Source organism: Streptomyces sp. NPDC050528, assembly GCF_044457795.1.
GTDB lineage: Bacteria > Actinomycetota > Actinomycetes > Streptomycetales > Streptomycetaceae > Streptomyces.
In genome coordinates this window covers 176,531-198,796 of record NZ_JBITHH010000015.1, presented here as the reverse complement: position 1 = coordinate 198,796, position 22,266 = coordinate 176,531, and the positions used below count along the sequence as shown (strand labels likewise).

Sequence of the window (22,266 nt, the reverse complement as noted above, 5' to 3'; positions counted from 1 at the left end):
AGGATTTGCCCGATTATTCGACCCGTCCGAACGCCGCGACCGCTCCGGTCGCGGTCAGCCGTCGAAGACGTTCGTAGGGCTGTCGAAGATGCTGCTGGTGGTGTCGTCGGGGATCAGCCCGCCGCCGTCGGGCAGGTCAGGGGTCTCCGGGACGGTCGGCGGCCCGATCTCGTCCGGGGAGTTCCGGCCCTGGGACGGCTCCGGTACGACCATGCCGGCACTCGGGGTGGTGCCGCGCGGCGACGGGGCGAGCGAGGCGCCGGGCGGGGTGGCCGTCACGGTGACCGCGGGACAGTGCGTGGGGCCGGGGGACGGGGCCTCGCCGGGTACGCCCGGGGTGACCGTGACGGTCGGGGTGACACAGTCCGTGGCCGAGCCCTCCGGGGTGGGACTGCCACCGGGCGACACACTCTCGCCGCTCGGCGAGGGGCTCGTACTGCCGCTCGGGCTCGGGGAAGCGCTCGCACTGTCGCTCGGGCTCGGCGAGGGACCGGTACTGGTGCCGGGCGAGACGCCGGACCCGCTGTCGTGCGGTCGCGGAGACGGCCAGGTGTGCGACGGCGTGGGCGTCGGCGTCACATGCGGCGGCCGGGGTACGACGTGGTCGTGATGCGGCCCGCGATGACCGAGGGGCCGTTCGATCCACGTGTTGTCGACGATGTTGATGATCGTGATGTTGGTGATCACCTGCGGCGCCGGCGTCACCACGACCACCTCGGCGGGCCGGAACCCGGACCAGGGCCGACCACTGCTACCGACGGAGCCCTGACTCGCCGCCCCCGCCTTGAGCGGGTTGCCGCAGGCACAGCGCACCCGGGGCACGCCCCGGTTGTCCACGAGGACGGCGGTACCGCTCTGGAGGACCGACTGGAACCCGGTCACCCGCGCGTCCCGGAACCCGTGGTTGGTGACCTGGGTGTCGGCGCGCAGCACGACCGAGGTGAGCCCGCGCAGATAGCCGGGGATCCCGCCCGGGGAGATGCCCTCGGCCTGCGCGAAGGCGCGGGCCTTGGTCCGGTCGGCGGTGAGATACGAGATCTGCCGCTCGACGTCACAGCTGCCGGTCCGCGCGGTCCCGCCGTACAGGCCGGGCGTGGCGCCGGAGAGGGTACGCACACGGCCCGAGGACGGGGAGGTGGTTCCCGAGGGAGGCGACGTGGTGTGCGGAGGTGTCGGCTGCGCCGTTCGGGTGACCCGCGGTGGGGCGCTCGGCGCGGTGGCCGTGGAATCCGTGAAGGGGTCTGGGCCCTGTGCCGCGACGGGCTGCAGGAAGACCTCGCCGCTCGACTTCGTGCCCTTGCCGCCGTCGCCGCCGCAGCCGGCGACGAGGAGCGCCGCCGAGAGCGCGCAGGCCGTGGCGATGGTTCCGGTGGATGTGCGCACCAGGTTCTCCCGCCTCAAGCCGGGTGATTCGCCACTATTGTCTGCTTCACTCACTTGGGTTACGCAACCGGAGACATGGAACACGCAGAGTGAAGGCCCGAGCGGGCCCGACGCCGGAGGGAGGAGCACACCGCCGTGGGATGGTTCACCGCACCCGACTACTGGCTGAGCCGACTGGTCTTCCAGCGCGCCCTGGCCGGCATCTACCTGGTCGCGTTCCTCACGGCGGCCCGCCAGTTCCGCACGCTGATCGGCGCACGCGGCATGCTGCCCGTCCCCCGCTTCCTCACCCGCATGCCGTTCCGCCAGGCCCCGAGCATCTTCCAACTCCACTACACGGACCGCTTCTTCGCGACCTGCGCCTGGACGGGCTGCGCGGTGTCGGCGGCCCTCGCCGCCGGACTCGACTCCCAACTCCCGCTCTGGGGCGGCATGTTGCTGTGGCTGCTGCCCTGGGTCCTCTACCTGTCCATCGTCAACGTGGGCCAGACCTGGTACGCGTTCGGCTGGGAGTCACTGCTCCTGGAGGTCGGCTTCCTGGCCGTCTTCCTCGGCAACGACAAGGTGGCCCCGCCGGTCGTGGTGCTGTTCCTGCTCCGCTGGATCCTGTTCCGGGTGGAGTTCGGCGCGGGCCTGATCAAGCTCCGGGGCGACGCCTGCTGGCGGAAGTTGACCTGCCTGGACTTCCACCACGAGACACAACCGATGCCGGGCCCACTGAGCTGGTTCTTCCACCACCTCCCGCGCCCACTGCACCGCATCGAGGTGGCCGCCAACCACGTCACCCAACTCCTCGTCCCCGTCCTCCTGTTCACCCCTCAGCCGATCGCGACGGCCGCCGCGTCCCTGATGATCGCCACCCAGCTGTGGCTGGTCCTGTCCGGCAACTTCTCCTGGCTGAACTGGATCACCATCGTGCTGGCCGCATCCGCGCTCCACCTCCCCCACACACCGCCGTCCCTACCCGGCCCGCCCGTCTGGTACGAGGTCGTGGTCCTCGCGGTCGCCGCCCTCCTGCTGTGGCGCAGCCACCGCCCGGTCCGCAACATGATCTCCCGCCGCCAGATCATGAACCGCTCCTTCGACCCGCTCCATCTGGTCAATTCCTACGGCGCGTTCGGCACGGTCAGCCGCATCCGCTACGAGGTGGTGGTCGAGGGCACGGCCGACGCCGTACCCCACGAGGACTCCGGCTGGCGGGAGTACGAGTTCAGGGGCAAGCCGGGTGATCCACGGCGCTGGCCACGCCAGTTCGCGCCGTACCATCTGCGGCTGGACTGGATGATGTGGTTCGCGGCCCTCTCCCCCGGCTACGCCGACCCGTGGTTCGGCGCCCTGGTGGAACGCCTCCTGGAGAACGACCGGGACACGCTACGGCTGTTGCGCCGCTCCCCGTTCCCGCCCGACGCACCGCCGCGCTACGTCCGGGCCCGTCTCTTCCGCTACCGCTACACGAGTTGGCGGGAGTTGAGGGAGACGGGCGCGTGCTGGGAGCGGACGTTCGTGCGGGAGTATCTGCCGCCGACGCGGTTGGCGGCGGACACTCAGAGGCCGTAGACGCGGGTGGCTGTGCCCTCGAAGACCTCGGCGCGTTCGGAGACACTCAGATCGTCGGTCAACTCACCGGTCGCATCGCGGACTTGGCCGTACGTCGCGGCCAGCGTGCACACCGGCCAGTCCGAGCCGAACATCAACCGGGCCGGCCCGAAGGCTTCGAGTGCGGTGTCCGCGTAGGGATGGAGGTCCTCCGCGCTCCAGGTCTTCCAGTCGGCCTCCGTGACCAGGCCGGACAGTTTGCAGTACGCGTTGGGGAGGGCGGCGAGGGAGCGGAGAGAGGTCGCCCAGGGTTCCTGTTGTCCCGAGGCGATGGGCGGCTTGCCCAAGTGGTCCAGGACGAAGGTGAGTTGGGGCAGGGAGGCGGCCACCTCCACGGCGGCCGGGAACTGGTGGGGCAGGACCAGCAGGTCGTAGACGAGTCCCGCGTCGGCGACGGCGGTGAGGCCTCGGCGTACGTCCGGGCGCAGCAGCCAGTTCGGGTCGGGCTCGCCCTGTACCTGGTGGCGGATGCCCTTCAGGTAGTGGCCGCCGGGGAGTTCGCGGAGGCGGGCGAGTTCGTCGGTGATGTCCGGGCGGGTGAGGTCGGTCCAGCCGACGACTCCGGCGATCAGGTCGTGCGCGTCGGCGAGGGCGAGGAACTCCGGGGTCTCCTCGGCGACGGTGATCGTCTGGACGAGGACGGTCCGGTCGACACCGGCAGCGCGGGCCTCGGGTGCGAGGTCGGTGACGGTGAAGTCGCGGCGCAGCGGCTGGAGTTCGGGGCCGGTGATCCAGTCCTGGTCGCGGACCGAGAGGTCCCAGACATGGTGGTGCGCGTCGACCGTCATGGCAGCTCCCATACGACGGGCAGGCCCGCGTCGGCGCCCTGGCCGGAGTAGTCGTGCACCACGGTGAGGAACTGGGCCATGCGGGCCTGCCAGGCCACGTTCACCGGGAGCTGGTCCAACTCGGCCAGGAGGCGGGCGTAGTCGTCGCATTCCAGGATGTGGAAGAGGTCGGTGCCGCTGCGCCAGATCGTCCAGGAGGTGGCACCGGCGGCACGGATCGCGGCGGTGAGTTCCTTGGGGACCTCGCGGTGGGCGTCCTCGTACGCCGCGATGCGGTCGGCCCGGACCTTGGTGTGCAGGGCCACTCTCATGACGGCTCCTCGGTGGGGATCGGGGCGTCGGCGGACAGCAGCCCCGTGTCCCGCAGTTCCTGCCAGAACCCGGCGGGCACGGCGACGGCGAACTGCTCGGCGCAGTCCCGCACTTCGGCCTCCGACCGGGCGCCGACCAGGACGCTCGCCACGGCCGGGTGGGCCGCGCAGAAGGCCAGGGCGGCGGCGCGCAGCGTGATGCCGTGACGCTCGGCGACGGCCTTCATGCGTAGGGCGCGGTCCAGCAACTCCCCAGGTGCCTGCGCGTAGTTGTACGTCGCGTCCGGCTTCGGGTCCGCCAGGAGACCGGAGTTGAAGGCACCGCCGATGACCACCGACTTGCCGCGAGCGACGGCGGACGGGAGCAGTTCGGCGAGGGCGCTCTGGTCGAGCAGCGTGTAGCGGCCCGCGCACAGCACCACGTCGACGTCCGTGTCCTGGACGAACCGGGTGAGCATCTCGGCCTGGTTCATGCCCGCGCCGATCGCCCCGACGACGCCCTCCGCACGGAGCTTCTCCAGGGCCGGATAGCCCTCCCGGAAGGCCTGTTCGGCGTGGCCGTCGGGGTCGTGGAGGTAGACGACGTCGACGCGGTCGAGGCCGAGCCGTTCGAGGCTGGCATCCAGGGTTCGGCGGATCCCGTCGGAACTGAAGTCCCACACTCGGCGCTGCGTGGCGGGCACGGCGAAGCCGTTGGCGAGGTCGTCGCCGGTCACCGTTTCCACGGGTTCCAGGCGTCGGCCGACCTTCGTGGAGATCGCGAACTCCGCGCGCGGGCGGTCGCGCAGCGCGGCTCCGAGACGGCGCTCGGAGAGGCCGATGCCGTAGTGGGGCGCGGTGTCGAAGTACCGAATCCCTTGCTCCCAGGCCGTGTTGACGGCCCGGTGCGCCTGTTCGTCGTCGACCTCGGTGAACAGGTTGCCGAGCGGGGCGCTACCGAGGCCGAGCCCGGCGACCTCGACCCCGCTCTCCCCGAGCGCGCTCACTGGCCCACCGGCCGCAGCCGCAGCCCCTGCATGCCGCCGTCCACGGCGAGCGACGTGCCGGTGGTGGCGCCGGACAGCGGGCTCGCCAAGTAGGCGACGGCGCCCGCGACTTCGGCCGCCGAGACGAGTCGGCCGGAGGGCTGGCGGGCGGCCAGGGCGGCCCGTTCGGCGGCCGGGTCGGGGGCCGAGTCGAGGAGACGGCCGACCCAAGGGGTGTCCGCCGTACCGGGGTTGACGCAGTTGACGCGGACTCCCTCGCGGAGATGGTCCGCGGCCATGGCGAGGGTGAGGGAGTACACGGCGCCCTTGGTGGCGCTGTACAGGGCGCGTTGGGGCAGTCCCGCCGTGGCCGCGATGGAACAGGTGTTGACGATCGCCGCGTTGGAGGACTCGCGCAGATGCGGGAGGGCGGCGCGGGCGACGCGGACCATGCCGAGGACGTTCACGTCGAAGACGCGGTGCCATTCCTCGTCGTCGTTGTCCTCGACGGTGCCCTGGGCGCCGATGCCCGCGTTGTTGACCACCACGTCGAGTCCGCCGAGGTCGGCGACGGCGGCGGCCACGGCCTGTCGTACGGAGGCGTCGTCGGTGACGTCGGCCTTGTAGCCGAGCAGCGGCTTCTCGACGGAGGAGGGGTCGAGGTCGAGCACGGCCACCAACGCACCGCGTTCGGCGAGGAGTTCGGCGGTGGCCCGGCCGATGCCGGAGGCGCCGCCGGTGACCAGGGCCTTGAGCCCCTGGAAGTCGGTCATGCCGCGTGTCCCTTCTGCCGGTCGAGGTCGGCGGCCCAGAAGGTGCCGCCGGGGAAGGTGTAGCGCGCGATGGACTCGGGTCGCATGGTGGCCGAGAAGCCGGGCGCGGTGGGTGCCATGTAGTGACCCTCCCTGATCACCACCGGATCGAGGAAGTGGTCGTGCAGATGATCGACGTACTCGATGACGCGGTCGTCGGTCGTCCCGGCGACGGCGAGGTAGTCGAACATCGAGAGATGCTGGACGAGTTCGCACAGTCCGACGCCGCCCGCGTGCGGGCAGACGGGGACGCCGAACTTGGCGGCGAGCAGCAGGATCGCGAGGTTCTCGTTGACGCCGCCGACGCGGGCCGCGTCTATCTGGAGGATGTCGAGGGCGCCGGCCTGGAGCAACTGCTTGAAGACGATGCGGTTCTGGACGTGTTCGCCGGTGGCGACCTTCACCGGGGCCACGGCCGCGCGGATGGTGGCATGGCCCAACACGTCGTCGGGGCTGGTGGGTTCCTCGATCCAGTACGGGTCGAACTCGGCGAGGGCCTTGGTCCAGCGGATCGCCTCGGCCACGTCCCAGCGTTGGTTGGCGTCGATCGCCATCCGGATGTCGGGCCCGACCACCGAACGGGCCACCCGGCAACGGCGGATGTCGTCGTCGAGGTCGGCGCCGACCTTCAACTTGATCTGCCGGAACCCGTCGGCGACGGCCTGCGCCGCGAGCCGCGTGAGCTTCTCGTCGTCGTAGCCGAGCCACCCGGCGGAGGTGGTGTAGGCGGGGAAGCCCCGCTCCAACAGGATGGCCCTACGGCCTTCCGCGCCCGCCCTGCCTCGGCGCAGGATGTCGAGAGCCTCGTCCGGGGTGAGCGCGTCCGTGATGTACCTGAAGTCGATCTGGCTGACGAGCCATTCGGGGTCGGCGTCGGCGAGGAGCCGCCACAGCGGTTTGCCGGCGCGCTTGGCGGTGAGGTCCCAGGCCGCGTTGATCACGGCGCCGATCGCCATGTGCATCACGCCCTTCTCGGGCCCCAGCCACCGGAGTTGGCTGTCACCGATCAGCTCGCGGTTCAACGTCCCGGGATCGGCGCAGAGTTGGTCCACGGACCGGCCGATCACATGGTGCCGCAGCGCGTCGATCGCGGCGACCTGGACATCGTTGCCCCGCCCGATGGTGAAGGAGAACCCGTGCCCCTCGTGCCCGTCGGCCGCGTCGGTGCGCAGCACGACGTACGCGGCCGAGTAGTCGGGGTCCGGGTTCATCGCGTCGGAGCCGTCGAGCTCGCGCGAGGTGGGGAAGCGGATGTCGTAGGTGTCGACCGCGGTGATGCGGGCGGGGGTCGGGGACACGGAGGGCCTTTCGGTCGGGTACAGGGATCCGGTGCCGTGCGGGTGCCGGAGGGGGACCTAGTCCTGGGCTCGGCCGGTCGTCACGCGGGCGATCATGAGGGCGACCAGGATGATCCCGCCGTAGATGGCCTGGATCCAGAAGGACGGGACCTGGGCGAGGGTGAGGAGGTTCTGGACAACTCCCAGGAGGAGTACGCCCGTTAGGGCGCCGAACATGGTGCCCTTGCCGCCGTCGAGGCTGATGCCGCCGATGACGGCCGCCGCCATGACGGTGAAGATCATGTTGTTGCCCTGGTTGGCGCTGATCGCGCCGACGTAGCCGGTCTGCATGATGCCGCCCACCGAGGCGAGGACGCCGGCGATGACCGAGACCCCGAGGAGCATCCGGTCGACGCGGATGCCGGCCGCGCGGGCCGCCTCCTGGTTGCCGCCGATCGCGTAGAGGGCGCGGCCGACGCGGTGGTACTTGAGCACGAACCCGGCGATCGCGAAGCAGACCGCGGCCAGCCACACCGACATCGGGACGTTCAGGAAGGTGCTGGTGGCCAGGGTGAAGAAGGAGTCGGGCATGCCGAACAGCGTCTTGCCCTTCGTGGCGCCGACCAGCAGCCCGCGCAGCACGATCAGCATGGCGAGGGTGACGATGAAGGCGTTGAGCTTGAACTTCACCACGAGGATGCCGTTGAAGGCGCCGATGATCCCGCCCACGACGAGGATCGCGACGAGGGCGAGCGGCGCCGACCACTCCGTGCCCCAGCCGGACTCGGCGGTCGGCAGGACCAGCAGGGCGCCGATGGCGGGCGCGATGCCGACCACCGACTCCAGCGAGAGGTCGATCTTGCCGGTGATCAGGATCAGCGACTCGGCGAGGACGACCATCGCGAGGGCGGCGGAGGCGCCCAGGATGGAGATCAGGTTCCGTTCGGTGAGGAACGAGTCGTTGACGATCGCGCCGAGTATCAGTAGCACCAACAGGGCTGGTACAAGGGCGAGTTCACGGGCCCGGCGGAGCAGGACCGTCCGGGCCGAGCGCGCCCCGGCGGCGCGGGGGGCGGCGAGCGCCGGGGCCGCCTTGGTGTCAGCCATGGTCCACTCCTTCGATGGAGGCGATCAGCTCGTGGTCGCGCCAGCCCGCCGGGTGCTCGGCGACGACACGGCCGTGGAAGAGGACGAGGACGCGGTCGCAGCGCCGCAGGTCGTCGAGTTCGTCGGAGACGACGAGCACGGCGGTGCCGTCGTCGCGGGCGCTGTCCATGCGGGCGAGCAGTGACTCCTTGGACTTCACGTCGACGCCCGCGGTGGGGTTGATGAGGACCAGCAGCCTCGGGTCGGAGGCGAGCGCGCGGGCCATGACGACCTTCTGCGCGTTGCCGCCCGACAGGTCTGAGACGGGCTGTTCGGGACCCTCGGTGTGGATGTCGAGCCGGTCGATCAGCTCGGTGGCGAACGCGCGCTTGCGCTCGGTGCCGACGAACCCGAAACGGCCGAGCCGGTCCAGGACCGTCATGGTCGCGTTGTCCCCGATGGACATGCCGAAGACCAGCCCTTGTCCGTGCCGGTCGCGGGGAACGCATCCGACACCGGCCTTCAGCGAAGCCTGCACATCCCCGAACGGCAGCTTCTCACCGTCAAGTTGAGCGGTACCGCCGGTCGGCGTGTACAGCCCGGTGAACGACTCGGCCAGCTCTATCTTGCCGCTCCCGCTCGATCCGGCGAGTCCGACGACCTCGCCGCGACGGACGGTCAGGTCGACGTTCTCGTACGACTCGGAGGTGAGCCCGCGTGCGTCGAGGAGGACGGGGGCCTCGGTGTCCAACTCCCTGAGCTGGACGTCGAGTTCGTCGATGGACTCCCCCGCCATGGCCTCCACCAGCGCCCGGCGCGGGAGGTCGGCGACCGGTGCGGTCGTGATCCAGCGGGCGTCGCGGAGCACGGTGACGGTCTGGCACACCTCGTACACCTCCTGGAGGTGGTGCGAGATGAACAGGAAGGTGACACCCGACTCCTGGAGCGCCCGCATCCGCGTGAAGAGGCGCTCTATCTCCCGGTTGTCGAGCTGTGCGGTCGGCTCGTCGAGGACGATGAACCGGGCGCCGAAGCTCAACGCCCGGGCGATCTCCACCATTTGGCGGTCCTCGACCTTGAGGTCGGCGGTGCGCGCCTCGGGGTCGACGTGCACGTCCCAGGTGTCGAGGAGTTCGGCGGCCTCGGTGCGCAGCCGGCGCCAGCTGATGATGCCGCCCCGGGACTGCGGCTGACGGTTGATGAAGAGGTTCTCGGCGACCGTCAACTCGGGTACGACGGTGGGCTTTTGGTAGACGCACGCGACTTTGCCGCGCCAGGCGTCGCGGTCGGTGAGCGGGGGCGCGGGCTCGCCGTCGAAGCGGACCGTGCCCTCGTCGGGGGCCTGGAGTCCGGTGAGGACGGTGACGAGGGTGGACTTGCCGGCGCCGTTGCGGCCGACGAGGGCGTGGGACTCGCCCGGCAGGACGGTGAGCCGGCCGTCGGCGAGGGCGACGGTCGGGCCGTACCGCTTGACGATTCCCGTCGCCTCCACCAGCGGAGTGGTCAGTGGGCTGCTCATTTGACCGTGTTGCCCCAGAGCTTGGGGTCGTCGACGTTGTCCTTGGTGACCAGGGGTGCGGGGAGCTGGTCCTCAAGGATGCCGCTGGGCAGCTTGACGATCGTGGAGTCGTGGTCGGTGGGGCCGGGCTTGAAGGTCTTCCCCGCCATCGCGGCCTTGATGTAGTACATGCCGTACTTGGCGTAGGCGTCGGCCGGTTGGGAGACGGTGGCGTCGATCTCGCCCTTGCGGATCGCGTCGAACTCCTGCGGGATGCCGTCGTTCGAGACGATCGTGATGTGTCCGGCCTGGCCCGCCTTCTTCAACAGGCCCTTGGACTTGAGGGTTTGGAGGGTGGGCGCGAGGTAGACGCCGCCCGCCTGCATGTAGATGCCCTTGATGTCGGGGTTGGCGTTGAGGAGGGTGTCGAGCTTGGAGGCCGCCGTGTCGGACTCCCACTTGGCGGGGATCTCCAGCACCTTGAGCTTCGGGTACTTCTTCTTCACGCAGGCCCTGAACGCCTCTGACCGGTCACGGCCGTTGACGGACGCCAGGTCGCCCATGATCTGCACGACCTTGCCGCTGGTGATGTGCGCCCCGAGGTACTCGCAGGCCTTCTCGCCGTACGCGACGTTGTCGGCGCGCACGACCATCGCGACCTTGCCCTTGTCGGGCGCCACGTCGACCGCGACGACCGGCACGCCCTTGCGCTCGGCCTGGTCGAGGCCGGCTTCGATGGCGGCGCTGTCCAGCGGGGCGACGACCAGGCCCTTGACGCCCTGGTTCAACTCGTTGTTGATGTCGGTGATCTGCTGCGAGGGGTCGCTGTTGGAGTTGACCGTCTTCAGTGCCTGGACACCTTCGGACTTCGCCATCTTCGGCACGTAGTCGTTGTACGACTGCCAGAACGGCGAGGTCAGCAGGGGCAGGATCACCCCGACCTTGCCCGTGCCGCCCCCGCCGGAGCTGGACGCGCCGGTGTCCTTGGTGCTGCCGCATGCCGTGAGCGCGAGGGTGCCGCACGCGGCCGCAGCCGTCGCACGCACCGCCCACGAGGAGAAACGCCTGCCTTGTCGTCCGTTGCGCACTGTGCTGCCGGCCATCTGTCGGGCTCCTCATCGAGCGGGTTCGAGCAGTTGCCGGAATATTTATCAGACCACTTCGGGGCTACAACACCCTCAGGAGCCAAATTTTCGCGCTTTCGGGCCGTAGTGGTCCGACCACATCCGTGACTAGACTGCGCGGACCGGCGACAGGAGGAGTGGCGTGGACGAGACCCTGCCGAGTGAGACGGACCCGGGGGCCGCCGCGCCGAAGGGCACGGTGACCCAGCGCGCCATCGAATCGATCAAGGCCCTGATCGGCGAGGGCCGTCTCGAACCGGGCCAGCGGCTGCCCACCGAGCGCGACCTCGCGGCCCAACTGGGCATCTCCCGCAGCTCGATGAGGGAGGCGATCCGCGCGCTCACGGTGCTGGGCGTGCTGGAGGCGCGGCACGGTTCGGGCATCTACGTCACGCAGCTGGAGGCCGGCGACCTGCTGGAGACGTTCGGTGTCGTCGCCGATCTCTCGCGGGGCCCGGGTCTGGTGGAACTCCTGGAAGTCCGCCGCATCCTGGAGTCAACGGCGACGGCACTGGCCGCGGCCCGTATCACCCCGGACCAGCTGGCCGAGGTCGAGAAACACCTCACGGCGATGAACGCCACCGACGACCCCGAGGAGATCCTCGCCCACGATCTCGCCTTCCACCGCGAGATCGCGGCCGCCGCCGGCAACGACACCATGGCCGCGATCCTGGAGGGCCTGTCGTCGCGCACGTTCCGCGCCCGAGTCTGGCGCGGCTACCAGGAGGAGGGCGCCTTCGCCCGCACCCGCCGCGAACACGCCGCGATCCACCGGGCGTTGGTCGCCCACGACCCGGAAGCGGCCCGCGCGGCGGCGGCGTCACACGTGGGCGAGGTGGAGGAGTGGCTGCGGGCCCAACTCGGTTCGTGAGAGCGGGGGTTGAGCGGCCTGGGGCGAGCGGCGGAGGGCATGCGCACGGTCCTGGCTTTCAGACGCATGCGGCGGACAGCTGAAGGCATCCCCGCGATCCCGGCAATCAGGCCTCAGCAGGCGGGCAGCGGGCAGCGGGCAGCGGGCAGCGGGCAGCGGGCAGCGGGCAGCGGGCAGCGGGCAGCGGGCAGCGGGCAGCGGGCAGCGGGCAGCGCAGATTACCCGCCCGGTCCCTGCTTTCAGGGGCCCGCGGCGACAGCAACGGGCACTCTCACGCCGTCCCGGCATTCAGCCGCCTGCGGCGGACAGCTCAGACCGCCCGCCCTGTCCCATCGCCCCGGCGTTCACGCGCCTCCGGTGGGCAGCGGTGGTTCGCCCCGCTGGCCCTGGACCTCCGCCCAGCCGCGCAGTTCGCTGGTGCCGACCTCGTCGATCGCCCGGTGCAGGGCGGCCCGGGCGTCCGCGTCGCGTTCGGCCTGTGGGAGGAGGAGGTAGTGGTCGATCGCGCGCCGCAAGCCCTCCCGCGCCTGGGCGGCCAGGACCCAGCGTGAGCCGGGGCTGAAGAGTTGGCGCATGCCGGTGAAGAAGACGGCGCTGCCCGCGATCAGGGCGGTGAGCCAGGCGGGCGCGTGCAGTCCCGCCGCCACGACCGTCGCGGACGTGGCGGCGAGAGCGCCGAGTTCCGTCGTGTAGTGCAGCCACCTGGCCCGGTCGCACGCCCCGGCGTAGAACTCCAACTCCTGCCGGGCAAGCCCCAGAAGAGGATCGGGTTGGGAGGCCCAGGCCTGGCCGACGGCCGTTCTTCGTCTCATCGCCACATCATCGGGCGATCACGGCCGTCGGCGAAAGCCGTCCCGGGTCAGGATCGTCGGAACCGCAGCGTCACGAGCTCGAACGGGCGGAGCCGCAAGCTGAGTTGATCGCCCTCACGGGTCACCTCCTCGGCATCGGCCGACGGCCGCTCCAGCAGGTCTACGGCCTCCACCGCGTCGAACGCGAAGCCCACCGTCAGTGTCGCCCTGGCCCGTCCCCCGTGCGCCTCGTGGAAGCGGACCACGACGTCACCGCTCCCGTCGTCCGCCAGCTTCACCGCCGTGACGACGACCGCGTCCTGGTCGACACTCATCAGCGGGGCGACCTCCTGCGCGCCCTCAACTCGCCGCTCCGGCAGGTTGATTCGCCACCCTTCGCGCACCGCGTCGCCGATGCCCGCCCCCGGCACCAGTGCGTGCCGGAAGCGGTGGACGCCCTGGTCGGTCTCGGGGTCCGGGAAGCGCGGGGCGCGGAGGAGGGAGACGCGGACCGTGGTCGTCGTACCGGAGTCGCCGTCGCTGCGGACGGTACGGGTCACATCGTGGCCGTACGTCGAGTCGTTGACGACGGCGACGCCCCAGCCGGGTTCCTCCATGTGCACGAAGCGGTGGTTGCAGGCCTCGAACTTGGCCGCCTCCCATGAGGTGTTGGTGTGCGTGGGCCGGTGGAAGTGCCCGAACTGGGTCTCGGACGCGTACCGTTCGGCGTGCACGTCCAGCGGGAACGCGAGCTTCAGGAACTTCTCGGTCTCGTGCCAGTCGACCTCGGTGTCGATGAGCAACCGCCGCTCCCCGGGGGCGAGGGACAGGAGTTGGGTGACCTTGGACGCGCCGAAGGACCGTACGATCCGCACGGTGTTGTTCCCCTCGGCCACGACCTCCTCCGCGTCCGTGAGGTCCGTGACCGTGTTGCGGTAGAACTCGTCGACGTCCCAGGCGTCCCACATGTTCGGGAAATCCGGGTGGAGTTGGAGCAGGTTGGCGGCCCGTCCGGGGGCGATCGTCTCGCGGTCGGCCTCGATGTCGTAGGCGGAGACGACGAGTCCCCGGGCGTCGATCTCGACGCGGAGGAGGCCGTTCTCCAGTGCGTGTCCGCCGCCGACCCGGGTCGCGAGTGCCGTCTCGCCCTGCACGGCCGGGGTCCGGGCGCCGCCCGCGAGGACGCCTTCGCGGGTGTGGGGCGCCGAGTTGAAGAGGAGGGGGGTCGTACCCTCCCCCGCCAGCGCACGCTGGGCCGCGTCGATGATGGCGTTCAGTTCCGAGGCGATCCGCTCGTACGTCCGGCGGGCCTCACGGTGCACCCAGGCGATGGACGAGCCGGGCAGGATGTCGTGGAACTGGTGCAGCAGGACCGTCTTCCAGATCCGGTCCAAGTCCTCGTACGGGTAGGAGAATCCGACCCGCACCGCAGCCGTCGCCGCCCACAACTCCGCCTCGCGCAGAAGGTGTTCGCTGCGGCGGTTGCCCTGCTTGGTCTTGGCCTGGCTGGTGAGGGTGGCGCGGTGGAGTTCGAGGTACAACTCGCCGACCCAGACCGGGGGTTCGGGGTATTCGGCCTCCGCCTTCTCGAAGAACTCCTTCGGCGTCTCCCAGGCCACGGTCGCCGAGCCTTCGAGGTCCTGCAGGCGGGCCGCCTTGGCGACCATCTCGCGCGTCGTGCCGCCGCCTCCGTCGCCCCAGCCGGTGGGCGCGAGGGAGTGCCGGGCGACGCCCTTGTCCTTGAAGTTGCGTGCCGCGTGGGCGATCTCGCGGCCCTGCATGGAGCAGTTGTAGGTGTCGACGGGCGGGAAGTGGGTGAAGATCCGGGTGCCGTCGATGCCCTCCCAACGAAAGGTGTGGTGCGGGAACTTGTTGGTCTGGGACCAGGAGATCTTCTGGGTCAGCAGCCACTTGGAACCGGCGGCCTTGATGATCTGCGGGAGTCCGGCGGCGAAGCCGAAGGTGTCGGGCAGCCAGGCCTCCTCGTTCTCGATGCCGAACTCGTCGAGGAAGAACCGCTTCCCGTGCACGAACTGACGAGCCATCGCCTCCGAGCCCGGCATGTTGGTGTCCGACTCGACCCACATGCCACCGGCCGGCACGAACCGCCCGTCCGCGACCGCCTTCTTGACCCGCGCCCACACCTCGGGCCGGTGTTCCTTCACCCAAGCCCACTGCTGGGCCTGGGACATGGCGAAGACGAAGTCGGGCTCGTCGTCAAGGAGGGCCGTCATGTTGGAGGTTGTGCGCGCCACCTTGCGGACCGTCTCGCGCAACGGCCACAGCCACGCCGAGTCGATGTGCGCGTGACCGACGGCACTGATGCGGTGCGCGGACGGGACAGCGGGCGTCGACAGCACGGCCGCCAGCTGTGAACGGGCTTGCTCCGCCGTGGCGTTGACGTCCTGGAGGTCGACGGCGTCCAGCGTCTTCTCTATCGCCCGCAGGAGGTCCCAGCGGCGCGCCGAGTCCACCGGCAGCTCGGCCATCAGCTCGCCGACGACCTCCAGATCGAGGACGAGGTTCCATACGTTCTCGTCGAGGACCGCGAGATCCATGCGGGTGAGCGTGTACTGGGGCTCGCTCCCCGCGGTCTCCTTGTCGCCCAACTGCGTCGGCACGAACGGGTGGTAGTCCATGACCACCGGGTTGGACGCGGCCTCGATGTGCAGCCGCACCTCCTCGCCGCCGGCGACGGGCGCGCCGATCCTGACCCACTGGTTACGCGGGTTGAGGCCCTTCACGGGGGTGCCGTCGGGCCGGTAGACGAGGCCCTCGCACTGGAAGCCGGGCATGTTCTCGTCGAAGCCGAGGTCGAGCAGCGCCTCGACGGTCTTCCCTGCCCACTCCTGCGGGACGGTCCCGGTGACGCGGAACCAGCTGGTGCCCCAGGGAGCACCCCACCGGGCACCCACCGCGATCGGTTCGGGTGTGCCCGCGAGCCCCTCGGCCACGGGCACCGGCTCGTCGGGCGCGTGCCAGACGGCCACCTCCAGCGGCACGGACTCGGGATACACGGCGGGACGGATGCGCTCTTCGAGGACGCGCTTGAGGCGGGCTTCGACCAGGCTGCGGTCGTCATGCATGTGGGGTGCTCCGTAGCTCGGTTGCGGGTTGGGTTACGGGTAGTACGGGTGGGTGTTACCAGGTGTACGTGACGGTCACGGGGGCCGACGCTGTGTAGAGCTCCCCTGTCGCGCGCAGTTCGAACCTCGCCTCCGACTCCCCCTGTTCGGCCTGCAGCCCGCCGACAAAAAAGGCGCACTGGCAGGTACCGCCGAGGAACCGCCGGGTGCCGTCGGGGAGGAGCCGGTGGAGGGTGTACTGGCGCACGGCACCGGGCACGGCCTCCCAGGCGAAGCGCAGGTCGCCCCCGGTGGCGTCGGTAATGCGGAGGTTGGTGGGCGCGTCCGGCGGCTGGGTGTCGTTGACATCGCGAACAGCGATACCGCCGAGCCGCCAGTACACAGTGCTCCCGCTCGTGTCGGCCGCGGTGAGCCGTACCCCGATCGCGTGCAGCGTCCCGGAGAGACCTGTGAGCGGCACGGTCACCGTCTGCCAGCCGTTGACGTCCGTCACAGCCCGCACGCCGTTAACCGAGTTCACAGGCAGATAGGTGTACGGCGGTGTCGACCCAGCCGCGCTCGGCTCGGCGGTGGCGACGGCCAGCTCGACGTTCACACCGCCGCCGCCGTCACCGTCACCGTCACCGTCCGTGCGGAACGTCAGGTCGACCACCGTGTCATCACCGATCGGCAGCTGTGAACCGTACACATCCACGGTCGCCGGTTGATCGAGCACACCCGAGACCAGCACGCTGCTGCCGCCCCGCCACGCGTCCGCGAAGTCGAAGGTCACCGTGGGCCGGGTTCCCGCCGTCCACACCACCCACCGCCGGGACGGCAGCCGGTCCTGGAGCCCGAGGTGGTTCCACGGCGCGTCCGAGGTGACCACCCCGTCCTCGTACCAGCGCAGCCCGTGCCCGGTGTTGAAGACACTCGCGAACGGCAGCGCGCCGCCCACCGTCGACCGGTCCGCGACCGACACCGCCGGCGCCCGCCAGGGGTCCGTACCGTCCGGCTTCGACGGGTCGAGCGAGCGCCCGGTCCAGAACCGGTCGTCGGCGGCGTGGAAGTCGCCCGGAGTGCGGCTCGCGGGCAGGTGGTTGCGGGTCCACTCCGGCCGGTAGAACCCGATTGACGTGATGTGCGCCTTGGTCGTCGGCACCATCGCGTCCCAACTCACCGACGTACTGGACCCGTTGGACTCGACATCGACACCGGCCCACAACTCGTAGCGGCTGCGCCCGAGTCCGTCCGCCTTCGTCCCGGACGCGGCCAGCGTGCTCGCGCTCCATCGGAAGTCGATGAACATGTCGTTCGCGGCCTGGAAGAACGCCTGGTTCGAGGTGTTCAGCGCGCCCTGCCAGCTGACCGTCCCGTTCACGGTCATCGCGTCGTACCAGGTGACCCGCTGCCCCTGCGCGGCGGCGAGGGACGTCAACTCCCCTACGAAACCCTGCATGTCGGTGCCGAGGGCGGTGTTCCCGCCGCTGGTCTCGGCGTTGACGAACCACCCGTCGAAGCCGTAAGCGGCGGCCACGGCGACGAGTTGGGCGGCCAGCGGATAGTGCCCGGCGGAGTCCTTCTGCACCAGGTCGCGGGTCCACTGGAGCTGGCCGCCGTAGGCGACGGGCGGCAGGAAGACGTTGCCGAGGACGGGCACGCCGTGGCGGTGGGCGGCGTCGACGATGGGCGCGTTGGGGGCGAGGATGATGCCCTCGCCGGACGAGCCGCCCCAGAAGACGAGTTCGTCGAGGTAGGACCAGTGGGTGAGTGCGTAGTAGTCGGCGGTGGCCGCGCCCTGGGAGGGGTTGCTGGACGTCGGTCCGAAGGAGACCAGGGACTGGACGCGGGCCTGACCGGAGCGGGCGGTGCTGTTCGCGGGGGTCGGGGTGAAGCGCGCGGCCAGCGGGACGACGGCGGCGTTGAAGGCGAGGTCCGAATCCGCGTCGGCGGTCCAGGTCTTCAGGCTGTTCCAGGTGATGCCGGTACCCGGGGTACCGGAGGGCAGCGAGTCCGGGTACCAGTAACTGGCGTACGGCTGACCGGTGTTGGTCGCGGCCTGTCGGGCGGCGAAGGCAGGCGCGGGTAGTTGGGGCAGCAGGGTGGCCGCCGCGCCGGCGATGAGGACGCTGCGTCTGGTGGGGCGTCCGGCGTTCACGAGCGGGTGCCTCCTTGGGGGGTGGGGAGTACCTGGTCGGGAGTGACGACTTCGGTGATGCCGCGCGCGGCGAGGTGTTCCTTGTCGTCCGCGCGCACGTCGAGGACGGTCGCCGGTCGGGCTCCGTCGGCGACGAGCCGGAAGTAGGCGTCGAAGACCTGCCCACCGGGACCACAGCCCGACCGGACCGACGGATCGGCGGGTACGACGAGGGCCGTGGTGCGGGTGGCGGGCGTGTACGCGGGCTCGCGGGCCGCCTCGGCAAGGACGAGGGCGATGTCCTTGGCCTGCCGGTCGTTGGTCAACAGGCCCAGCCCGTACTCGAGTTCGGGAAAGTCGGCGAGGTCGCGGGACACGTCGTGCGAGCACCACCAGGTGATGCCCCAGAGGCCAGGACAGTCAAGGGCGTTGGCGATGGTCGCGGAGGCGAAGTCGGCCGCGTGCTCGGCGGGGACAAGCGGCTGGGGTGCGCCGACCTCCTGGAGCCAGACGGGCCGGTGCGGCTCCTCGGCCCAGGCTTTGCTCAGCTCGATCAGGTACGCGGCGTGGTGCTCGGAAGGTACCGAACTCCGGCCGTGGCGTTGGGCGGTGCCGTTGAAGACCCAGGAGTGCACGGCCGTCATCGCACCGCGCCGAGCGGCCTGGGCCGGGGTGAACGGCATGTCGTCCTGGTACCAGGTGGCGTCGTACTCGGCGTGCAGATGCGGCTTGCCGGGCGCACCCTCCGCGCAAGCGGCGAGCATCCGCTCCAGCCAGGCGTCGATCTGGTCCTCGGTCGCCCGGTCGGGGTCCGGATGCGGGCCCGCCGAGAACTGGTTGACCTCGTTGCCGAGCGTCATGCCGATGAAGTGGGGGCGGTCGGCGAGGGCGGCGGCGAGCGTACGCAGATAGGCGGCCTGGCCGTCGAGGACGTCCGGGTCGGTGAAGAGATTGCGCCGGTGCCAGGTACGGGTCCAGGCCGGCAGGTAGTCGAAGCTGCTCAAGTGCCCTTGCAGACCGTCGACGTTGACGTCGAGCCCGCGTTCACCGGCCGCGTCGACCAGCTCAACCAGCTGCTCCACGGCCTTCGTTCGGATCAGGGTCCGGTTGGGCTGGAAGTACGGCCAGAGCGGGAAGACGCGGATGTGGTCGAGGCCCAGCTCGGCGATCGAGTCGAGGTCGGCGCGTACGGAGTCGAGGTCGAAGTCGAGCCAGTGGTGGAACCACCCTTGGCTGGGCGTGTAGTTGACGCCGAAGCGCACGGCAGAAGACATCGGGATCCTGGTTCTGTGGTGCGTACGGGAGGAGTCAGTGCGTACGGGAGGAGTCCGGCCGGCGGTCAGCCCTTGACGGCGCCTTCGCCCACGCCCCGGAAGAAGTACCGCTGGAGGCAGGCGAAGAGGGCGATCAGCGGTGCCACGGCGATGACCGTGCCGGCGGCCACCAGGCGTTCGTCGTTGGCGAAGGTGCCGTGCAGATAGTTGAGGCCGATGGTGAGCGTGAACTTGGACGGGTCGCTGAGCACGATGAGCGGCCACAGGAAGTCGTCCCAGGCGCCCATGAACGCGAAGATCGCGACGACGGCGATGGTGCCCTTCACGGACGGCAGCGCGATCCGCAGGAACCGCTGCCACACGTTGGCGCCGTCGACGAAGGCCGCTTCCTCTATCTCGTAGGGCAGGTTGAGGAAGGCGTTGCGCATCAGCAGGACGTTCATCGCGCCGATGCAGCCCGGGACGACCACGCCGATCAGGGTGTTGTTGAGGCCCAGCTCCCGCATGGTGGTGAACTGGGCGATGATGATGCCCTCCACCGGCACGAGCATCGCGAGGATGAAGACGAGGGTGGCGACGCGGCGGCCCCGGTAGCGCAGGCGGGCCAGGGCGTAGCCCGCGAGGGCCGAACCGACGCAGTTCGTCACGACGTTGGCGGTGGCGACCTTCAGCGAGTTGAAGGCGTAGTCCCAGACGGGGATGGTGTCGGCGACCCGCTTGTAGTTGTGCAGGGTGGGGTGTTCGGGCAGGAAGGTCGGGGGCGAGCTGTAGATGTCCTCGGTCGGGCCCTTGAGCGAGGTGGACAGCTGCCACACGAAGGGGCCGACGGTGATGGCGAGGACGATCAGCAACAGGGTGTAGCGCAGGGCGAGTTCCCAGACGCGGATGCGGCGGCTGTGCTCGTCGGTGATGCGGGGTTCGCGAACTGCCGTCTCCTGGACGGGTCTTGTGCGCTCGATGACGCTCAAGCGTCCTCCTTCCGGTCGGCCCGCAGCACGAGCAGCATCAGGGCGACGGTGACGACGAAGACGACGACCGAGAGCGCGGAGGCGTAGCCGACGCGGCCGGTCAGTCCGGTGCCGGTGCGCTGGACGAGCATCACGAGGGTGGTGTCCTCGCCGGCCGGTCCGCCGCTCGGGCCCGCCATCAGGTAGACCTCGGAGAACACCTTGAAGGCGGCGACCGAGGACAGCGCGCCCACCAGCACCATGGTGGAGCGGACGGCGGGCACGGTCACCGTGAAGAAGCGGCGCACCGCCCCCGCGCCGTCGACCGAGGCGGCCTCGTGCAGTTCGCGCGGCACGCTGGCGAGCGCGGCCAGATAAATGATCATGTAGTAGCCGAGGCCCTTCCAGACCGTGACGGCCATGGCGCTCAGCAGAAGCAGCCACTGGTCGCTGAGGAAGCCGACCTTGCCGACGCCGATCGTCTCCAACAGTGAGTTGACCAGGCCTCGTTCGTCGAGCAGCCACACCCAGATCAGTCCGACCACGACGATCGACGCGACGACCGGCGTGTAGAACGCGGACCGGAAGAAGGTGATACCGGGGATGTTCTTCTGCACCAACAGGGCCAGCAGCAAAGGGAGTACGACGAGTGCGGGCACCACCCCGACGATGTAGAGGGTGCTGTTGCGCAGGCCGGTCCAGAACATGTCGTCGTGCCACAGCTCGCGGAAGTTGGCGAAGCCGACGAAGTGGCCCGGGATCAGGGTGCGCCGGTCCGTGAAGGAGTTGATCACGGTGGAGGCGAAGGGGTAGAGCACGAAGGCGCCGACGACGAGCAGCCCGGGGGCGGCGAACAGCCAGGGGCTGGTGGGCAGTTGGCGCCGCACGCGGGACACGTCGGCCATGGGGACCCTCAGCCTTCCTGCTGGAGCAGTGTGTCGCACGCCTTGACAGCGTTGTCGAGAGCCGTTTTGGGGCTCTCCTTTCCTTGCAGCGCCTTGGCGACCTCGTTGCGCAGCGCGGTCTTCATCTGCTCGCTGAACAGCACCGGCGTGTAATTGACCGCGTTCTTCAGGGACTTGGCGGCCGCGATCCGCACCCGCGTCTCGTCGGTGCCGTCCTCCTTGGTGAAGTACGGGTCGTCGAGGGAACCGGCGGTGCTCGGGAAGATGGCGACCTTCTTCGCGAACGACATCTGCTGCTGGGCGTCGGTGACGTAGTGCGCGAAGGCCACGGAGGCCGGGGTGTGTTTGGTCTTGGAGTTGACCATCACGCCCATCACGTACATGTTGACGTGCCCGGTGCTGGTGATCTGGTCGGTGATGCCGATGTTCTTGTACAGGGTCGGCGCCTGCTTCTTGAAGTTGTCGAGGTCCAGGGCGCTGCCCGGGTTCATGGCGACGGCCCCGGTGAGGAACTTCTTGCCGGACGACTCAGGGGTGGCGGTCAGCGCCTGCGAGTCCAGGGCCTTCGCGTCGTACAACTCCTTGTACTTGGTGAGGAGTTGGATGCCCTTGGCGTCGTTGAAGGCGAAGGCGGTGCCCTCCTTGTTCATGAGCTCGACGCCGTAGCGGCCGAAGTCCTCGACGGTGGGGACGTTGGCGAGCGTGGCGACCTTGCCGTTCGTCTTCTTCGCCAACTGGAGTGCCTGGGCGAACAGTTCGTCGTACGTCTTCGGCGGCTGGTCGGCGTTGAGTCCGGCCTGCTTGAAGAGGGACTTGTTGTAGAAGAGCGGTCCGGTGTTGAGGTACCAGGGGAAGGCGTAGGTGCCGGTCATGCCCGGTATCTCGTGGCTGGCCCAAGCGCCCGGCAGGTACTCGCTCTTGTACTTCGCGGCCGACTTGTCGAGGTCGAGCGCGAGGCCCGCCTTGGCGAGCGGGGCGACGAGGTCCGGGGAGACGTTGACGACGTCGGGCAGGGTGCCGCCGGCGGCGTCCGCGCTGATCTTGTCGGCGTAGCCCTCGGCGGGCTGGTCGATCCACTTCACGTGGGTGCCGGGGTACTGCTTCTCGAAGCCGGAGATCACGCCCTCGAAGTACGACTTGAAGTTGGCGCGGAGGTTCCAGGTCTGGAAGGTGATGTCGCCCTCGACCTTGCCAGAGGCGTCGGTCGAACCGCCGTCGTCTCCCCCGGAACCGCAGGCGCTCAGCGGCATGAGGACGACGGCGGCGGCAGCGGCGGCGAAGGCTCTGCGGGAGATGCGCACGGCGAGTGGCTCCTTTGCCCGTGGGGTTGGCGAATCGTGCCGGGGCAGACCTTGCACGCTGCGCGCGGGGCCCGTCAATGGATTCCGCTCAGCTAAATTCATTAGTTGGCCCGATCCGACCAACTGCACTGGTCA

The 22,266-nt window shown here is 69.9% G+C and carries 18 protein-coding genes; 2 read left to right on the top strand and 16 right to left on the bottom strand.

The window, feature by feature from the left end:
- Window positions 1-54: 54 nt before the first annotated feature.
- The gene (locus ACIBK4_RS41325; protein ID WP_399003704.1) at window positions 55-1,383 is read right to left on the bottom strand and encodes a DUF6777 domain-containing protein; all 1,329 of its coding nucleotides are present in this window, start codon (window positions 1,381-1,383) and stop codon (window positions 55-57) included.
- A 135-nt stretch (window positions 1,384-1,518) separates the two neighbouring features.
- Here ACIBK4_RS41325 and ACIBK4_RS41320 point away from each other — a divergent pair, with 135 nt between their 5' ends.
- A complete protein-coding gene (locus tag ACIBK4_RS41320; RefSeq protein ID WP_399003702.1) occupies window positions 1,519-2,940 on the top strand; it encodes a lipase maturation factor family protein in 1,422 nt (473 codons plus the stop codon).
- Here the strand turns inward: ACIBK4_RS41320 and ACIBK4_RS41315 are convergent.
- The 8 genes from ACIBK4_RS41315 to ACIBK4_RS41280 are packed head-to-tail and all read right to left on the bottom strand — an operon-like array spanning window position 2,928 to window position 10,819.
- Window positions 2,928-3,767 (bottom strand): amidohydrolase family protein, encoded by an 840-nt coding sequence (locus ACIBK4_RS41315; RefSeq protein WP_399003700.1) that lies wholly within the window; start codon window positions 3,765-3,767, stop codon window positions 2,928-2,930. The genes ACIBK4_RS41320 and ACIBK4_RS41315 overlap by 13 nt on opposite strands.
- Complete coding sequence (locus ACIBK4_RS41310) at window positions 3,764-4,078, bottom strand: L-rhamnose mutarotase (RefSeq protein WP_399003698.1); 315 nt, start codon at window positions 4,076-4,078, stop codon at window positions 3,764-3,766. The genes ACIBK4_RS41315 and ACIBK4_RS41310 overlap by 4 nt, the downstream gene beginning before the upstream one ends.
- Window positions 4,075-5,064, bottom strand: a complete 990-nt coding sequence (locus ACIBK4_RS41305) for an aldo/keto reductase (protein WP_399003696.1) — start codon at window positions 5,062-5,064, stop codon at window positions 4,075-4,077. Before ACIBK4_RS41305 ends, ACIBK4_RS41310 begins: the two co-directional genes overlap by 4 nt.
- Window positions 5,061-5,816: an SDR family NAD(P)-dependent oxidoreductase gene (locus ACIBK4_RS41300; protein WP_399003694.1), complete on the bottom strand. Its 756-nt coding sequence runs from the start codon at window positions 5,814-5,816 to the stop codon at window positions 5,061-5,063. The genes ACIBK4_RS41305 and ACIBK4_RS41300 overlap by 4 nt, the downstream gene beginning before the upstream one ends.
- Window positions 5,813-7,153, bottom strand: coding sequence for an L-fuconate dehydratase (locus tag ACIBK4_RS41295; protein ID WP_399003692.1), 1,341 nt, complete (start codon window positions 7,151-7,153; stop codon window positions 5,813-5,815). The genes ACIBK4_RS41300 and ACIBK4_RS41295 overlap by 4 nt, the downstream gene beginning before the upstream one ends.
- A 57-nt stretch (window positions 7,154-7,210) precedes the next feature.
- Window positions 7,211-8,239 carry an ABC transporter permease gene (locus ACIBK4_RS41290; RefSeq protein WP_399003691.1) on the bottom strand — a complete coding sequence of 343 codons (1,029 nt, stop codon included), beginning with the start codon at window positions 8,237-8,239 and terminating at the stop codon, window positions 7,211-7,213.
- The gene (locus ACIBK4_RS41285; protein ID WP_399003689.1) at window positions 8,232-9,737 is read right to left on the bottom strand and encodes a sugar ABC transporter ATP-binding protein; all 1,506 of its coding nucleotides are present in this window, start codon (window positions 9,735-9,737) and stop codon (window positions 8,232-8,234) included. The genes ACIBK4_RS41290 and ACIBK4_RS41285 overlap by 8 nt, the downstream gene beginning before the upstream one ends.
- The gene (locus ACIBK4_RS41280) at window positions 9,734-10,819 is read right to left on the bottom strand and encodes a sugar ABC transporter substrate-binding protein (protein WP_399003687.1); all 1,086 of its coding nucleotides are present in this window, start codon (window positions 10,817-10,819) and stop codon (window positions 9,734-9,736) included. Before ACIBK4_RS41280 ends, ACIBK4_RS41285 begins: the two co-directional genes overlap by 4 nt.
- 163 nt (window positions 10,820-10,982) lie before the next feature.
- Here ACIBK4_RS41280 and ACIBK4_RS41275 point away from each other — a divergent pair, with 163 nt between their 5' ends.
- Window positions 10,983-11,711 (top strand): FadR/GntR family transcriptional regulator, encoded by a 729-nt coding sequence (locus tag ACIBK4_RS41275; RefSeq protein WP_399003685.1) that lies wholly within the window; start codon window positions 10,983-10,985, stop codon window positions 11,709-11,711.
- A gap of 344 nt (window positions 11,712-12,055) precedes the next feature.
- Here the strand turns inward: ACIBK4_RS41275 and ACIBK4_RS41270 are convergent, their stop codons facing one another.
- From ACIBK4_RS41270 to ACIBK4_RS41240, 7 genes are all read right to left on the bottom strand, one after another.
- Entirely contained in the window at window positions 12,056-12,523 is a 468-nt protein-coding gene (locus tag ACIBK4_RS41270) for a DUF4231 domain-containing protein (RefSeq protein ID WP_399003683.1), read from the bottom strand.
- Window positions 12,524-12,570: 47 nt separating this feature from the next.
- The gene (locus tag ACIBK4_RS41265) at window positions 12,571-15,588 is read right to left on the bottom strand and encodes an alpha-mannosidase (protein WP_399003681.1); all 3,018 of its coding nucleotides are present in this window, start codon (window positions 15,586-15,588) and stop codon (window positions 12,571-12,573) included.
- Between the two features lie 55 nt (window positions 15,589-15,643).
- The gene (locus tag ACIBK4_RS41260) at window positions 15,644-17,725 is read right to left on the bottom strand and encodes an endo-beta-N-acetylglucosaminidase (protein ID WP_399003679.1); all 2,082 of its coding nucleotides are present in this window, start codon (window positions 17,723-17,725) and stop codon (window positions 15,644-15,646) included.
- Window positions 17,722-18,978: a glycosyl hydrolase gene (locus ACIBK4_RS41255; RefSeq protein ID WP_399003677.1), complete on the bottom strand. Its 1,257-nt coding sequence runs from the start codon at window positions 18,976-18,978 to the stop codon at window positions 17,722-17,724. Before ACIBK4_RS41255 ends, ACIBK4_RS41260 begins: the two co-directional genes overlap by 4 nt.
- A gap of 65 nt (window positions 18,979-19,043) precedes the next feature.
- Window positions 19,044-19,946: a carbohydrate ABC transporter permease gene (locus tag ACIBK4_RS41250; protein ID WP_399003675.1), complete on the bottom strand. Its 903-nt coding sequence runs from the start codon at window positions 19,944-19,946 to the stop codon at window positions 19,044-19,046.
- Window positions 19,943-20,830: a carbohydrate ABC transporter permease gene (locus ACIBK4_RS41245; protein WP_399003673.1), complete on the bottom strand. Its 888-nt coding sequence runs from the start codon at window positions 20,828-20,830 to the stop codon at window positions 19,943-19,945. Before ACIBK4_RS41245 ends, ACIBK4_RS41250 begins: the two co-directional genes overlap by 4 nt.
- An 8-nt stretch (window positions 20,831-20,838) precedes the next feature.
- Window positions 20,839-22,131 (bottom strand): ABC transporter substrate-binding protein, encoded by a 1,293-nt coding sequence (locus ACIBK4_RS41240; protein WP_399003671.1) that lies wholly within the window; start codon window positions 22,129-22,131, stop codon window positions 20,839-20,841.
- Window positions 22,132-22,266: the final 135 nt, after the last annotated feature.

Bases quoted from the DNA above. Each gene is read 5' to 3' on its own strand.
- ACIBK4_RS41315 (WP_399003700.1), bottom strand. From the start codon at position 3,767: ATGACGGTCGACGCGCACCACCATGTCTGGGACCTCTCGGTCCGCGAC.
- ACIBK4_RS41310 (WP_399003698.1), bottom strand. From the start codon at position 4,078: ATGAGAGTGGCCCTGCACACCAAGGTCCGGGCCGACCGCATCGCGGCG.
- ACIBK4_RS41300 (WP_399003694.1), bottom strand. From the start codon at position 5,816: ATGACCGACTTCCAGGGGCTCAAGGCCCTGGTCACCGGCGGCGCCTCC.
- ACIBK4_RS41290 (WP_399003691.1), bottom strand. From the start codon at position 8,239: ATGGCTGACACCAAGGCGGCCCCGGCGCTCGCCGCCCCCCGCGCCGCC.
- ACIBK4_RS41285 (WP_399003689.1), bottom strand. From the start codon at position 9,737: ATGAGCAGCCCACTGACCACTCCGCTGGTGGAGGCGACGGGAATCGTC.
- ACIBK4_RS41280 (WP_399003687.1), bottom strand. From the start codon at position 10,819: ATGGCCGGCAGCACAGTGCGCAACGGACGACAAGGCAGGCGTTTCTCC.
- ACIBK4_RS41270 (WP_399003683.1), bottom strand. From the start codon at position 12,523: ATGAGACGAAGAACGGCCGTCGGCCAGGCCTGGGCCTCCCAACCCGAT.
- ACIBK4_RS41265 (WP_399003681.1), bottom strand. From the start codon at position 15,588: ATGCATGACGACCGCAGCCTGGTCGAAGCCCGCCTCAAGCGCGTCCTC.
- ACIBK4_RS41255 (WP_399003677.1), bottom strand. From the start codon at position 18,978: ATGTCTTCTGCCGTGCGCTTCGGCGTCAACTACACGCCCAGCCAAGGG.
- ACIBK4_RS41245 (WP_399003673.1), bottom strand. From the start codon at position 20,830: ATGGCCGACGTGTCCCGCGTGCGGCGCCAACTGCCCACCAGCCCCTGG.